The organism is Actinoplanes sp. 13, from assembly GCF_056134165.1.
Map to the genome: position 1 here is coordinate 204,390 of NZ_JBVYOQ010000008.1, position 13,987 is coordinate 218,376.

Sequence of the window (13,987 nt, forward strand, 5' to 3'; positions counted from 1 at the left end):
ATGAGACGAGGGGCACCGGGCGCAGGCCTGGTGCCCCTCTTCCGTAGGCTTTGACGTTATGCGCCGTGAGTGGCATCAGCTCAGTCACCCGGGAGTGGGCAATCAGTCCCTGCAGACCTCCCGCCCGTCCACCGACTCCGCCGAGGACGAAGCACTCGGTCTCGATCACTGGCGCACCCTGCCGCGGGTGCAGATGCCGCCCTGGCCGGACATGGACGAGGTGGCCGAGGTCTGCAAGGTCCTCGACAACGTCCCGTCGATCGTCGCGCCGTACGAGGTGGATCAACTCCGCCACCGGCTCGCCGAGGTGTGCGAGGGCCGGGCCTTCCTGCTCCAGGGCGGCGACTGCGCCGAGACCTTCGCCGACAACACCGAGAGCCACCTGCTCGCCAACGCCCGCACGCTGCTGCAGATGGCCGTGGTGCTGACCTACGGCGCCTCGATGCCGGTGGTGAAGGTGGCCCGGGTCGCGGGGCAGTACACGAAGCCGCGCTCGTCGATGACCGACTCGCTGGGGCTCCCGGCGTACCGGGGCGACCTGATCAACTCGCTGGACGCGAACGAGGCGGCCCGGGTCGCCGACCCGCAGCGCATGATCCGGGCGTACGCGAACTCGGCGGCCGCGATGAACATGCTCCGGGCGTACCTCGCGGGCGGCCTCGCCGACCTGCACGGCCTGCACGACTGGAACAAGGACTTCGTCCGCGCCTCGCCGGCCGGTGAGCGCTACGAAGCGATCGCCCGCGAGATCGACCGCGCCCTCGACTTCATCCGCGCCTGCGGCATGACCGAGAGCGAGGCGCTGCGCACCGTCAGCCTGTACTGCTCGCACGAGGCCCTGGCCCTGGAGTACGACCGGGCACTCACCCGGGTCTCCGACGGCCGCGCCTACGGCCTGTCCGGTCACTTCCTCTGGATCGGCGAGCGCACCCGGCAGCTCGACCACGCGCACATCGACTTCATCAGCCGGATCTCCAACCCGATCGGCGTGAAGCTCGGCCCCGGCACCTCGCCGGAGACCGCGCTGGAGCTCTGCGAGAAACTCAACCCGTCGAACATCCCCGGCCGGCTCACCCTGATCAGCCGGATGGGCAACGGCAAGGTCCGCGACGCCCTCCCGCCGATCGTGGAGAAGGTGCACGCCTCCGGCGCCAAGGTCGTCTGGCAGTGCGACCCGATGCACGGCAACACCCACGAGTCGTCGAACGGATACAAGACGCGCCACTTCGACCGGGTGGTCGACGAGGTGCTCGGTTATTTCGAGGTGCACCGGGGCCTGAGGACGCACCCCGGCGGCATCCACATCGAGCTGACCGGTGAGGACGTCACCGAGTGCCTCGGCGGTGCCCAGGGCATCGCGGACCTCGACCTGCCGGATCGGTACGAGACCGCCTGCGACCCGCGGCTGAACACCCAGCAGAGTCTGGAGCTGGCCTTCCTCGTGGCGGAGATGCTGCGTGGCTGACCTGCGTTCGGACACCGTCACCCGCCCCACCAGGGGCATGCGTGAGGCGATGGCGACCGCCGCGGTGGGTGACGACGTCTTCGGGGACGACCCGACGGTCAACGCCCTGGAGAACCACGTCGCGGCGCTCTTCGGGCACGAGGCGGCGCTGTTCGCCCCGTCCGGGACGATGGCCAACCAGATCGCGCTCCAGCTGCTGGTCCCGCCCGGCGGGGAGCTGCTCGCCGGGTCGGACGCGCACGTGGTCACCTATGAGGTGGGCGCCGCGGCCGCGCTCGGCGGGATCTCGACGCGCACCTGGCCGTCGTACGGCGCCGCCCTGGACGTGGACCGGATCGCCGCGATGATCCGGCCGGCCGGGTACCCGTCGGTGCCGACCGCCGCGATCGCCGTCGAGCAGACCCACAACCTGGGTGGCGGCGGGGTCGTCAGCCTCTCGGTGCTGCGGGACCTGCGCGCGGTCGCCGACGCGCACCGGGTGGCGTTGCACTGCGACGGCGCCCGGATCTGGCACGCCCACGTCGCCGACGGGGTGCCCCTCGCCGAGTACGGCGCCCTCTTCGACACACTCTCGGTCTGCCTCTCCAAGGGTCTCGGCGCCCCGATCGGCTCGCTGGTCATCGGCGACCGCGAGCGGATCGCGCGGGCCCGGGTGCTCCGCAAGCGGATGGGCGGCGGGATGCGGCAGGTCGGCATCCTCGCCGCCGCCGGCCGGTACGCCCTGGACCACCACATCCGGCGGCTGGCCGAGGACCACGAGCGGGCACACCGGATCGCCACGGCGCTGGCCCGGTTCGGGGTGGTGGACCCTGATCGGGTCCGCACCAACCTGGTGCCGCTGGACCTGTCCAAGTCGGCCCTGGACGCGCCCACCCTGGCCGCCGAGGCCGCGGAGCGGGGCGTGTTCCTCGCCGCCATGCTGCCGCGCACCGCCCGCCTGGTGACCCACCTCGACCTGGACGACGATGCCGTCGACCACGCGATCGCCACGATAAATGAGCTCCTGAATACTTGATGTCACGGCGTTGCCGCCGATAGGTGGCCTCGCCATGACGAACTCATTCCGCGCCCGCAGGGCCACCGCACTGGCCGCCACCGCTGCCGTCGTCGTCGGCGGCACCCTCACCGTTCTTCAGCCGAGCGCCGCGTTCTCGGTGGCCCGGTCCCATCCGATCCAGACCCTGAGCACCGCGCCGAAGATGACGAAGGTGACGCCCGCGCTGGGCGACGTCCAGGGTGGCACGGTCGTCGAGATCCTCGGCGCCAACCTGGGGAGCACCTCCGCGGTCACGTTCGGCGACGTGCCGTCGCCCCGGTTCGTACCGCTGAGTGACACCCGGCTCATCGTGGTCGCTCCGCCCGGCGTGCTCGGCACCGTCATGCTCACCGTGACCACCGGTGACGGCGCCGTCGCCACCAAGTTCGGTTACCGCATGAGCCTGGGTGCCGCGTTCGACAGCATGACCGTCGGCGCGACCGGGAACACCCGATTCCGGGTCGCGGTGACCGGGGGAACTGTCGGCCTCTCGGCGCCGGCGTTCAGCGCCCTGAAGATCACCGCGAAGGTGGGCGGGCTGACCGCCAAGGTCGCCTACGTGGACCAGGCCACCGTGGAGGTCACTGCTCCGGCGACCACCCGGGCCGGCGCCGCGAGGCTGCAGCTCTTCCACGACGGCTTCGGCGGGCCGCTCTCCACCTCGACCGTGGATTATGTCCCGGCGGTCGCCGGAGTCACCCCGGCCAAGGTCAGCACGGAGGGCGGCGTGACCGTCCGGATCGCCGGCACCGGCTTTCTCGGCGTGGACTCCGCCGACCCCGCCGCGGTGACCTTCGGCGGTGTCCCGGCAGATTCGTTCACGATCGTCTCGGCCACCCAGATCACGGCCGTCGCGCCGGCGAACGCCGACGGGATCGCCGCGGTCCGGGTGAGCACGTCCGCGGGCGCCAGTGTCGACACCGTGCAGGCGCGGGTCGCATACCGGGCACCGCTCGGCGTCGACGAGTCCGGTGGCCTCGCCCTGAAGGCCGGTGGCGCTCCGGCGCTGTTGACGGTCACCGGTGGGACCCTGGGCGCCGATGCCAAGGAGTTCAGCGCCCGGGCAGTCAGCGTGATGGTCGGCACCAGCAGGCTCGCCGCCACCTACGTCGATCCCACGCACCTGAGCGTGACGCTGCCCGTGCTGACCACCGAGTCGGCGACGCTGCGGCTGGTGCACGACACCGTCCCCGGGCCGGCCACCACGGTTGCGGTGGACCCGGTGGTGGTCGCGCTCTCGGCGCCCACCGACACGGTCGCCGGCGGCAAGGCGGTCACCGTGAAGGTGGCCGGTCCCGGGTCGGCGACGGCCACCGGCTTCCGGTTCGGCGACAACCCGGCCGACTGCACACCGCAGGGCACCGGCAGGGCGCTGGTCTTCGTCTGCGTGGTGCCGCCTGCCGCGCAGGCCGGCCCGGTGTGGGTCAGCTTCACCGCCGACGGCACGACGAGCCGGTTCACCGCACCCGCCACCTTCAGCTACACCGACATCGACTGAGGAAGCGACAGTGAAGAAATCCGTTGCGTTCGCCGGCGTCGCCATCGTCGCGGCCGGTGTGTCCGTCTCCGCGGCCGCCTCCGCCGCTCCGGCTCCGGCGCCGGTCCCGTTCGTCTCCGCGGTTCTCCCGGCCAAGATCAGTACGGCGGGCGGGGCCACGATGACCATCACCGGCTCCAACCTCACCGGGGTGAACTCCGTGACCATCGGCGGTCGGCCCGCGTCCTCGGTCACCGTCTTGTCCTCCGGCAAGATCACCGCGGTCGCCCCGGCCGGCGTGAACGGTGTGGCCGCGGTGTCGGTCACCTCCTCCACCGGCGCCAACGTGCCGAGCACCCAAGCCGGCCTCACCTATCGGTCGCCGCTCGGCATCGACGTCACCGGCGACCCGGCGGCCCGGGCCAACGGCGGGCCGATGATCCTCGAGATCACCGGCGGAACGGTCGGCGCCGACGCCCGGGCGTTCGCCGCCGAGCGCGTCGGCGTGACCATGGGCCGGACCCCGCTCCCCACCAGCTACGTCGACGCCGGCCACGTGAGGGTCGTCATGCCGCCCTCCACGGTGGAGGAGACGCAGCTCACCGTCGTGCACGACACGATCGCCGGCGAGCCGGCCACCGTGACTGTCGCACCCGTGGTGACCAACCTGTCGGCGCGGGACGACACGGTCGTCGGAGGCAAGAAGGTCACCGTCCGGGTGGCCGGCGTGAACATCGCCGCCGCGACCGGCTTCACGTTCGGCGACAACCCGGCGACGTGCACGGCCAAGGGCACCGGCGCGAGCACGACGTTCGAGTGTGTGGTGCCGCCGGCCGCGCAGGCCGGCCCGGTGTGGGTCCGCTTCGTCGCGGGCAGCGGCACACCGAGCCGGTTCACGGCGGCGTCGGCCTTCGCCTACACCGACTGACCACGCAGGTCCTTGAGCAGGGCGATGTCCGCCGCGTGGCCCTCGTGCTCCTCGGTGGGCGTCTCCACCACGACCGGCACCCCGGCGGTGGCCGGATGCGTGAACAACGCCGCGAACGGCGCCGCCCCGATCCGCCCCTTGCCGATCGACTCGTGCCGGTCGCGGGTCGAGCCGCACTCGTCCTTCGAGTCGTTCGCGTGGACCAGCTGCAGCCGCCCGGGCCCGGTCGCGGCCACCAGCGCGTCCAGCGTCCCGGTCATGCCCTCAGGCGTCGACAGGTCGTGACCGGCCGCCCACGCGTGACAGGTGTCGAAGCAGACGCCCAGCCACGGGTGGTGCTCGACCGCCTCCAGATAGGCCGACAGGTCCTGCACCTTCGACGCCAGGCTGCGCCCGCCGCCGGCGCTCGGCTCGACCAGCAGCCGGGGGAGGCCCTCGGCGGCCGCGCGGTCGAGCAGCGGCAGCAGCGACTCGTGCAGCTGGTGCATCGCCTTGTCGGCGTGCGCCTCGTCGACCGAGCTGCCGGCGTGGAAGACCACCGCGGTCGCCCCGATCGCCCGGCCCCGGTCCAGGGCGTGCGCCAGCGTCGCCACCGAGCGCTCCACCGTCAGCCCGGTCGGCGAGCCGAGGTTCACCAGCAGGGACGCGTGGATGTACGCCGGGATCTCCCGTTCCCCGCAACCGTCCCGGAAGAGGGTGTCCTGTTTCGGGTCGCCCGGGGGAAGCGCCCAGCCACGGGAGTTGGACACGTACACCTGGAGGGTCTCGGAGCCTGCCGCGTCCACGTACGGGAGGGCGGCCTTGGCCAGCCCGCCCGCCGTCTTCGTGTGCGATCCGATCCGGCGGTCTAGAAGCACTGCAGCTGCACCTGGGTCTGCGGGGGAACCTGCGTGTTCGGCCCCGGGTTCTGGCCGCGGACCGTGCCGTTGGGGTTCACGAAGATGGACACCTGCAGGCCGAGACCCTGGAGCGTCGCCTGCGCCTGCTGGCAGGGCTGGTTGTTGACGTCCGGCACGACCACGAACGGCGGGCCCTTGCTGACGTCGAGGGTGATCTCGGCGCCCCGCTCCACACCGGTGCCCGGCGTCAGCGACTGGGCCAGGATCGTGTCGGTCGGCTGGTCGCTCTCCTTGGAGCGCTCGAGCGCGGTCAGGCCGAGCTCCTGCAGCTTGCCCTGGACCTCGTTGATGTTCTGCCCCACCAGGTTCGGCACGGTGACCGGCGCCTTGCCCTTGCTCAGCACGATCGTGACGGTGTCGCCGGGCTTGACCTGATCGCCCGCCTTCGGGTCGGTGGCGACCACCACGCCCTCGGGGGCGGTGTCGCTGTATTGCGCCTTGCCTTCCTTGACCTTCAGCCGGAGGTTCTCCATCTCCGCCTTGGCCTGGGTCAGCTCGACACCCACCACGTCCGGCACCGGGTAGACCTCGGGGCCGCGGGACAGGATCAGCGTGATGGTGTCACCCTTGACGATCTTCTCGGTGGCGGCCGGATTCTGCTCGACCACCGCGTCCTTGGGCACCGTGTCGCTGAACTTGCCGTCGCCGACCTCGACCTTGAAGCCGCCGTCCGCGGCGAGCCTCGTCGCGTCGGCCTGGCTCAGGTTGGTCAGCGTGGGCGTCTCCGTGTATCGCCCGGAGGTGACCCACCAGGTGCTGCCCAGGACGACCAGGGCCATCACGGCGATCAGCGCCGTCAGCACCACCTTGCGGCGGTCGGCGAAGAAGCCGGCCAGGCCGCCGGCCGGCACCGCGCCGCGGCGGTGCGGCGCGGCGGGACGGGCGCCGCCCTGCTCGGGCAGCCGGGCCCAGGAGGGCCGGTGGGAAGCGTGATAGGTGCCGCCGGCGGGCACCGGCGGCACCACAGCGGTGGCGTCGGTGGCCTGGATCGCCGGCACGATGCTGGTGGCGTCCGCCGGGCGGGACGGGATCTGGTGCAGCAGGGCCGTCTCCACGTGCGCCGGGCCGAGCGCCTCACGGACCACCTGCACCTCGCCGAGCAGCGCACCGGCGTCGGTGGGCCGGGCGCCCGGGTCGCGGCGGGTGGCGCGGGCGACCAGCCGGTCCAGCACGGACGGCAGGCCGGGCGCCACGGTCGACGGGGCGGGCACGTCGTTGTCCACGTGCTGCCAGGCCACCTCGACCGGTTCTGCCCCGTCGTAGGGCACCCGGCCGGTGAGCATCTCGAAGAGCACGATGCCGGCCGAATAGACGTCCGTGCGGGCGTCGGCCTGGCCGGTCTGCACGAGCTCCGGAGCCACGTAGGCCACCGTCGCCATCAGCTGGCCCGACTCGTCGACCGTGCTCGCCTCGATGGCCCGGGCCAGACCGAAGTCGGCCACCTTGACCACCGCGTCGACCAGGTCCGCGGTGCCGCCGCTGGGCGCCTCGGCGACCAGCACGTTCTCCGGTTTGACGTCGCGGTGCACGAGCCCGGCGCGGTGCGCGGCGGCGATCGCCGCGAGCATCTGCTCCAGGATCGCCAGCGCCTCGACCGGGCTCAGCCGGTGCCGCTGGCTGAGCAGGTCACGCAGCGTGCGGCCCTGCACGAACTCCATCACCAGGTAGGGGAGCCCCTGGTGGCGGCCCTGGTCATAGACGGCGACCACGTTGGGGTGAGTCAGCCGGGCGATCGTCTTCGCCTCGTCGGTGAACCGGTCCACGAACTGGACGTTGGTGGCCTGCGACGGGTGAATGATCTTCAGCGCGACGGTGCGCTCGAGTCGCTCGTCGGTGGCCCGGTACACGGTCGCCATGCCACCACGGGCGACGCGACCGGTGATCCGGTAGCGCCCGTCAATCGTTGTGCCGATCAACGTATCGGCGACTGTGGTGTCCATCGGCGTGAAGTGTATGTGTCTTTCCGGTGGGGGTGAGTCAGGATGTCACAGCTGAGTCCAAACGGGTACCCATAACCGCGTGACCTGCGACGACTCTCTCAGGACCGGTCTGCACAAAAGGGATCAGCCGTACTAATGGTGATGCCGGCGGTGATGGCGGCGATCACTGTCCCGCCACCGGCGGGTCCGGTCCGGCGACGGTTCGGCAGACTCGCTCGGCGCCGCGGACGGATCGGGCCCGCTCGACGTGCCGGGATCCGCCGACGGTGGCCCGGTGGTTCCGGTGGGGGACGGCGCGGCCGTCTCCGAGGGTGCGGCGGTGGCCGACGGCACGGTCGGTGTCGGCACCGGCGGCGCGCAGTGGCACTCCGGGTCGGACGGCCCGGTCACCGGACGGGTGACCGGCCGGCCCGGACGGGTGACCGCCTCCCGGGGCGCCGTCGTGACGACGACCGTTCCGTCCGGCCGGACCACGGTCGTGACGGCCCCGCCGGTCCCCGGAGCGGCCTGCGCGGCCGGCGGACCGGGCGGGGTGGTGCCGGGCGGGGTGGTGCCTGGCCGGCCGGTGGTCACCGGGCCCGGCCCCAGGCCCGCGCTGTCCGGCGACCCGAACTCCGCCGGCGCCGGCGCGGCCGCCGGGCGATTCGCCGGAGCGGTCGGCGGTTCCTCCGCGAACACGCTGGTCGCGGCGATGTAGGAGCCTCCCGCGCCGAGCACGGCGAGCGCGCAGAACGCGCTGACCGCGGCGAATCGCCGCGGCGGCCGGGCATCGGTCTCCGGCCGTGCGGCCGGCGGAATCACCAGCGAACCCGGGAAGGTGCCCATCCCGGTCGACGTCACGTCCGGCCCGTCGACCGGCTGAGCCGGCCGCCGCCCCAGGTCGTAACCGACCGAGCGCCACGCCCCCGCGACTTCGCCGCGCACCCTGCGCAACAGGCTCATCAACTGCTCTCCGATCTGTCTGGCACGCTGTACCTGTGAGCGAACCCGTAACCGCCCCGACCGGATGGATCACCCTGCCGGACCTCTCCGAGAAACTCGGCGTGTCGATCAGCAAGGTGCATCAGATGATCCGCGAAGGCGCCCTGCTCGCCGTCCGGCGCGACGGCATCCGACTCGTGCCCGCGGAGCTGGTGGCCAACGAGACCGTGCTGAAGCATCTGCCCGGCGTCCTCAACTTGCTGCATGACGCCGGGTACAACGACGAAGAAGCCCTCGGGTGGCTCTACGCGCCCGACGAGGGGCTGGGCGGCAACGCCGCGATCGCCCTCGGCGGCCCCCAGGCACGCGAGGTCAAGCGCCGCGCCCAGGCGGTCGGCTTCTGATCACCATCAAGATCGGCAGATCGATGTCGTAGCGGGGTGGTGGGTGCGGACCGCTGCTCACGCCGAGGGCCGGGCGGCGGCTCGCTGGCCGCTGCGCGTCCAGAACACTCCCCACCACCCGGCGACGTGCGTGAGTGGTTGCGCCCCAACCCCGCGTGGCGACTTCGGCTCCCCTGCGCACCGGTTGGTCCCGCTTGCGTGGGGACTTCGGCTCCCCTGCGCACCGGTTGGTCCCGCTTGCGTGGGGACTTCGGGTTCGCTGCGCACCCGAACTTCACACGCTGGTTGGTCCGCTCGGGGTCAGACTGTGCGGCGGGTGGCGGCCTCGGCCAGCGCGAACAGGACCGTCCGGGCCTCGTCGTGGATCGGGGCCTGGCGCAGAGCCGCCTGCGCCTGCGTGTTCAGGGTGTCGATGCGCTCCTCGGTCGCGGCCAGCGCGCCGCAGCCCCGGATGATCGCCCGCAGCCGCTCCACCCCGGCGTCGTCGAGGTCCTGGTCGCCGAGCCCGGCGTCCAGCTCGGCCCGGGCCGCGTCGTCGAGCGCGGTGAACGCGGCCGCCACCAGATAGGTGCGCTTGCCCTCGCGCAGGTCGTCCCCGGCCGGCTTCCCGGTCTGCGCCGGGTCGCCGAAGACGCCCAGCACGTCGTCGCGCATCTGGAACGCCTCGCCGAGCGGCAGCCCGAAGGCGGCGTACGCGGCGAACACCTCGGGGCCGCCACCGGCCAGCGCCGCCCCGAGCAGCAGCGGGCGCTCGACCGTGTACTTCGCGGACTTGTACCGCGCCACCTTCCCGGCCCGCTCCAGCGACGTGTCGGCGGTCGCCTGGGTGAGCACGTCCAAATACTGGCCGACGGTCACCTCCGTGCGCATCTGGTCGAAGACCGTGCGGGCCCGCGCCAGATCGGCCAGCGGCAGGCCGCTTCCGTGCAGCATCTCGTCCGACCAGACCAGCGAGAGGTCGCCGAGCAGCACCGCGGCCGCGTCGCCGAACCCGGCCGCCGGTCCGCGCCAGCCCGCGCCGGCGTGCCGCGACTCGAACTGCTTGTGCACCGACGGCTCACCGCGCCGGGTGTCCGACCGGTCCATCAGGTCGTCGTGGATCAAGGCGCTGGCCTGCACCAGCTCCAGCGCCGAGACGGCCGCGACCACCTCGTCCGAGTCGACGCCCCCGGCGCCGCGGAACCCCCAGTACGCGAACGCCGGCCGCAGCCGCTTCCCGCCACCGAGCACGAACGCCGCCACGGTGTCGGCCACCTCGGCGAGCGCCGGGTCGATCTCCAGCAGCAGTGTCCGCTGAGTCGCCAGGAACCCGGAGAGGGCCTTGTCGACACGGGGCCGCAGGCCGGCCCGCTCGAGCACAGAGTTCGTCACGGCACCGACGCTATCTGGTCCGCCGTGGTCCGGCTCGGCGAGATCAGCCGCACCCCACGCCCGGTAGAGTGCGGGGGTGTCTCTCGGACTTCCCTCCCGCCTGCCCGGCACACCGTCGATCGGCGAGCTGATCCGCGGGGAGACGCCGACGTTCTCGTTCGAGTTCTTCCCGCCCAAGACGCGGGAGGGTGAGCGCCTGCTCTGGCAGGCGATCCGCGAGCTGGAGTCGTTGCGGCCCAGCTTCGTCTCGATCACGTACGGGGCGGGCGGCACCACGCGGGACACCACCGTCGCGGTGACCGAGCGGGTGGCCACCGAGACCACGCTGCTGCCGATGGCCCACCTGACCGCGGTGAACCACTCGGTCGCCGAGCTGCGCAACGTGATCGGCCGGCTGGCCGGTGCCGGCATCCGCAACGTGCTCGCCGTCCGCGGCGACCCGCCCGGCGATCCGATGGGTGAGTGGGTGCGGCACCCGGAGGGCGTGCTCTACGCCGAGGACCTGGTCCGCCTGGTCCGCGAGGCCGGCGACTTCAGCGTCGGGGTGGCCGCCTTCCCCTACAAGCATCCGCGCTCGGCGGACGTGGAGAGCGACACCCGCAACTTCATCAGCAAGTGCCGGGCCGGCGCCGATTTCGCGATCACCCAGATGTTCTTCGACGCCGACGAATACCTGCGGCTGCGGGACCGGGTCGCCGCGGCCGGCTGCGACACACCGATCGTGCCCGGTGTCATGCCGGTCACCCGGATGGCCACCATCGAACGTGCCGGGCAGCTCTCCGGCGCCCCGTTCCCGCCCGCCCTGCTGCGCCGCTTCGAAGCCGTCGCCGGCGACGAGGGCGCCGTCCGGCGGCTCGGCATCGAGACCTGCAGCGAGATGTGCGCCCGGCTGCTCGACGAGGGTGTCCCCGGGATCCACTTCATCACGCTCAACCGCTCGACCGCGACCCGCGAGGTCTGGCAGCAGCTGGCCCCGCCGCAGGTCGCCGCGGCTGCCTGAGGTGGCCGCGGACCAGCCGCCACCGGGTCTGCCGCCTCTCCCGCCGGACCCGGACGAGGGCTCGCCGGAGGACCGTGGGATGACCTGGGACGAGTACGCGGTCGCCTGGTCACGGCTGCACGGCGGATTCGATCCGCGCGGTGCGTCGGCAGTGGTTCGGGGGTGGGTGCTCGGTGCGTACACCATCGGGTTCTGGCTCGGTGTCCGCCGCGTCGCCCCGCTCACCGTGACCGCCGCGGGGGTCGCGCTCTGCCTGGTCGTGCCGGTGGCCGCCCTCGCCGGCCCGCCCGGTCTCGCCGCCGGTGCGCTGCTGGTGCTTCTCGCCGCGGTCGCGGACGGCCTGGACGGTGCGGTCGCGGTGATCACCGGTCGGGTCAGCCGTCTCGGTTTCGTCTATGACTCGGTCGCCGACCGGCTCGGTGAGCTGGGCTGGCTGGCGGCGTTCTGGGTGGCCGGCGCACCGCCGCTGCTGGTGATCGCGGCCGGCACCGCCAGTTGGCTGCACGAATATGTGCGGGCCCGGTCCGCGGCCGCCGGGATGGCCGAGATCGGCGTCGTCACCGTCGGCGAGCGTCCGACCCGGGTCTCGGTCACGATCACCGGGTTGATCCTGGCCCCGCCGGCCGCGCTCGTCGAGCCCACCTGGCCCGCCGTCGTGGTCACCGTCGCCGTGGCCGTCTGGCTCCTTCTTCAGATGGCCGGCCTCGCTCAGCTCGTCACCGCCGTGCGACGCGCCCTCAGCTGACCCCACCCCGTGTGTGAACTTGCGGTTCGCATCGAACCGCAAGTTCACACACGGGGTGGGGGTCCCCGCGCTGTTCCGGGTGGTCGCGTTCGCCGGCTCGCTGATCGATTAATCGGTTGTCGCCCCCTCCGCGCCGCGCCTATTTTCTTTCCAGCAGGCAACGTTCTGACCTGCAGATTCCTTCTCTCCTAACTGGCCGGAGGTGACGAAAATGAGCGTGGTTCTGGTGCTGAACGCCGACTGTGGGCCGCTGCACCGGGTCAGCCTCCGGCACGCCATCCGGATGCTGTTCCGTCAGGTGGCCGTGGTGCACGAGTCCCGTCCGGACGCGACCATCGGCGTCTATCCGGTGCCGACGGTCGTGCGGCTGGTCAGCTACGTGGTGACCAGGTGGCGGCGCGGGCGCGGCCCGGCGTGGTCGCGGGCCGGTGTGCTGGAGCGGGACGGGCGGACCTGTGCGTACTGCGGGGGTCCGGCGTCCACCATCGACCACGTCCTGCCCCGCTCGCGGGGTGGGCGCAACGAGTGGGCGAACACGGTCGCCGCCTGCGGCCGCTGCAACAACCGGAAGGGGAACCGCACCCCTGCCGAGGCCCGCATGCCGTTGCGCGTGACGCCGTCCGCGCCGGTCTGGGCGGTCTTCCTCTGATCCGGCGGCCGGCGGGTGAACACGGGGACCCGCCGGCCGCCCTCATCCACCGGCGGTCACGTCCGGCCTCGCACACGGCTGAAGAACCGCGTCAGCCGTGTGCGAGGCCGGCGAAGACCACGGCCAGCGTCCGGGTCTGCAGCTCCTCGTCCCAGCCGCCGTGCAACGCGCCCTGGCACACGCTCACCAGCAGCGCCATCACTTCGGGCAGGCGTACGCCCGCCGCCACGTCCCCCGCCGCGCGGGCCCGGTCCAGCAGCGCACCCACCGCCTCCTCCAGGTGGCCGACGGCGTCCGGGAGCCGGATGTCCACCCCGGAGCCGGCCAGCAGGTCGACGACCGTCTTCTTCGCCGCCGCCTGCGCCACCATGTGGGTGATGAAGGTGAACAGGTCGTGCCGCCCGGCCTCGTCGACCAGCTGGGCCAGCAGGCGTTTCATGATGGCCGCCAGGAGGTCGTCCTTGGTGGGGAAGTGGCGGAACACCGTGCCGATGGCGACGCCCGCCCGCCGGGCCACCTCGTCCGTCGAGGCGCGGGGGCCGCGTTCGGCGAAGACGGTCTCGGCGGCGTCCAGGATGCGTGCCCGGTTGCGCTGCGCGTCGGCGCGCAACGGCGGCCCCTCTAGCAAAATGAGTCTCCACTCACTATCGTCGGACGAAATCGAGTCATGACTCATCTTAGTGAGGGGAAGCCATGACCCCGACGGAGATCTTCGAAAGCATGCGGGTGCGGTTGCTGGCGGATCTGCCCGCCTACGACCCGGACGTGCTTGCCGACGACGTGGTGGTCGAGACGCCGTTCGCCGCGCCGGGTCGGCCGACGCGCACCGAGGGGAAGCAGCGGGTGCTCGAGCACACCCGGGAGGGGCGCTCGGCCTTCCCGGTGCGCTTCGACGACTGCCGCGGCGTGGTCGTGCACGAGACCGCCGACCCCGAGGTGATCATCGTGGAGTACGAGCTGGTCGGCACCCACACCGGGACCGGCGTGACCGCTTCGGCGCCGTTCATCGGGGTGCTGCGGGCACGCGGGGGCAGGCTGGCCCACTGGCGGGAGTACCAGCACACGCTCGCCATCGGGCAAGTGATGGGAGCGGCCTGAGAAAAGCCGGGTGCCGGGCACGACGATGTGCCCGGCACCGGGGGTTCGCGGCCG

The 13,987-nt window shown here is 72.4% G+C and carries 14 protein-coding genes; 9 read left to right on the plus strand and 5 right to left on the minus strand.

The features are described from left to right. The first annotated feature begins 58 nt into the window (after window positions 1-58). From AC0NH5_RS19140 to AC0NH5_RS19155, 4 genes are read left to right on the plus strand one after another with little or no spacing between them, the layout of a single operon-like run. Window positions 59-1,465, plus strand: coding sequence for a class II 3-deoxy-7-phosphoheptulonate synthase (locus tag AC0NH5_RS19140; protein WP_474405507.1), 1,407 nt, complete (start codon window positions 59-61; stop codon window positions 1,463-1,465). Beyond that, the gene (locus AC0NH5_RS19145) at window positions 1,458-2,480 is read left to right on the plus strand and encodes a threonine aldolase family protein (protein ID WP_474405509.1); all 1,023 of its coding nucleotides are present in this window, start codon (window positions 1,458-1,460) and stop codon (window positions 2,478-2,480) included. The genes AC0NH5_RS19140 and AC0NH5_RS19145 overlap by 8 nt, the downstream gene beginning before the upstream one ends. A gap of 34 nt (window positions 2,481-2,514) precedes the next feature. Continuing rightward, window positions 2,515-3,999: an IPT/TIG domain-containing protein gene (locus AC0NH5_RS19150; protein ID WP_474405511.1), complete on the plus strand. Its 1,485-nt coding sequence runs from the start codon at window positions 2,515-2,517 to the stop codon at window positions 3,997-3,999. Between the two features lie 10 nt (window positions 4,000-4,009). After that, window positions 4,010-4,906 (plus strand): IPT/TIG domain-containing protein, encoded by an 897-nt coding sequence (locus tag AC0NH5_RS19155; RefSeq protein ID WP_474405513.1) that lies wholly within the window; start codon window positions 4,010-4,012, stop codon window positions 4,904-4,906. On the opposite strand, the gene AC0NH5_RS19160 is transcribed toward AC0NH5_RS19155, so the two are convergent. The 3 genes from AC0NH5_RS19160 to AC0NH5_RS19170 all read right to left on the minus strand — a co-directional run bounded on the left by AC0NH5_RS19160 (window position 4,894) and on the right by AC0NH5_RS19170 (window position 8,687). After that, on the minus strand, window positions 4,894-5,763 hold the full coding sequence (locus AC0NH5_RS19160; protein WP_474405515.1) for a deoxyribonuclease IV: 870 nt from the start codon (window positions 5,761-5,763) through the stop codon (window positions 4,894-4,896). The genes AC0NH5_RS19155 and AC0NH5_RS19160 overlap by 13 nt on opposite strands. After that, complete coding sequence (pknB, locus tag AC0NH5_RS19165; protein ID WP_474405517.1) at window positions 5,754-7,745, minus strand: Stk1 family PASTA domain-containing Ser/Thr kinase; 1,992 nt, start codon at window positions 7,743-7,745, stop codon at window positions 5,754-5,756. Before pknB ends, AC0NH5_RS19160 begins: the two co-directional genes overlap by 10 nt. Window positions 7,746-7,877: 132 nt before the next feature. Continuing rightward, complete coding sequence (locus AC0NH5_RS19170) at window positions 7,878-8,687, minus strand: hypothetical protein (protein ID WP_474405519.1); 810 nt, start codon at window positions 8,685-8,687, stop codon at window positions 7,878-7,880. Window positions 8,688-8,722: 35 nt separating this feature from the next. Between AC0NH5_RS19170 and AC0NH5_RS19175 the strand changes: the two genes are divergently transcribed. Beyond that, on the plus strand, window positions 8,723-9,070 hold the full coding sequence (locus tag AC0NH5_RS19175) for an Rv2175c family DNA-binding protein (RefSeq protein ID WP_474405521.1): 348 nt from the start codon (window positions 8,723-8,725) through the stop codon (window positions 9,068-9,070). A gap of 300 nt (window positions 9,071-9,370) precedes the next feature. On the opposite strand, the gene AC0NH5_RS19180 is transcribed toward AC0NH5_RS19175, so the two are convergent. Beyond that, a complete protein-coding gene (locus tag AC0NH5_RS19180) occupies window positions 9,371-10,441 on the minus strand; it encodes a polyprenyl synthetase family protein (protein WP_474405523.1) in 1,071 nt (356 codons plus the stop codon). A gap of 76 nt (window positions 10,442-10,517) precedes the next feature. Between AC0NH5_RS19180 and metF the strand changes: the two genes are divergently transcribed. The 3 genes from metF to AC0NH5_RS19195 all read left to right on the plus strand — a co-directional run bounded on the left by metF (window position 10,518) and on the right by AC0NH5_RS19195 (window position 12,835). Next, window positions 10,518-11,441 carry a methylenetetrahydrofolate reductase [NAD(P)H] gene (metF, locus tag AC0NH5_RS19185; RefSeq protein WP_474405525.1) on the plus strand — a complete coding sequence of 308 codons (924 nt, stop codon included), beginning with the start codon at window positions 10,518-10,520 and terminating at the stop codon, window positions 11,439-11,441. Window positions 11,442-11,520: 79 nt separating this feature from the next. Beyond that, window positions 11,521-12,186 carry a CDP-alcohol phosphatidyltransferase family protein gene (locus AC0NH5_RS19190; protein ID WP_474405528.1) on the plus strand — a complete coding sequence of 222 codons (666 nt, stop codon included), beginning with the start codon at window positions 11,521-11,523 and terminating at the stop codon, window positions 12,184-12,186. A gap of 211 nt (window positions 12,187-12,397) precedes the next feature. Beyond that, window positions 12,398-12,835, plus strand: coding sequence for an HNH endonuclease (locus AC0NH5_RS19195; RefSeq protein ID WP_474405530.1), 438 nt, complete (start codon window positions 12,398-12,400; stop codon window positions 12,833-12,835). Window positions 12,836-12,926: 91 nt separating this feature from the next. On the opposite strand, the gene AC0NH5_RS19200 is transcribed toward AC0NH5_RS19195, so the two are convergent. Beyond that, window positions 12,927-13,445, minus strand: coding sequence for an SbtR family transcriptional regulator (locus tag AC0NH5_RS19200; protein ID WP_474405534.1), 519 nt, complete (start codon window positions 13,443-13,445; stop codon window positions 12,927-12,929). 83 nt (window positions 13,446-13,528) lie between these two features. Here AC0NH5_RS19200 and AC0NH5_RS19205 point away from each other — a divergent pair, with 83 nt between their 5' ends. Then, window positions 13,529-13,933, plus strand: coding sequence for a nuclear transport factor 2 family protein (locus tag AC0NH5_RS19205; RefSeq protein WP_474405536.1), 405 nt, complete (start codon window positions 13,529-13,531; stop codon window positions 13,931-13,933). Window positions 13,934-13,987 lie beyond the last annotated feature (54 nt).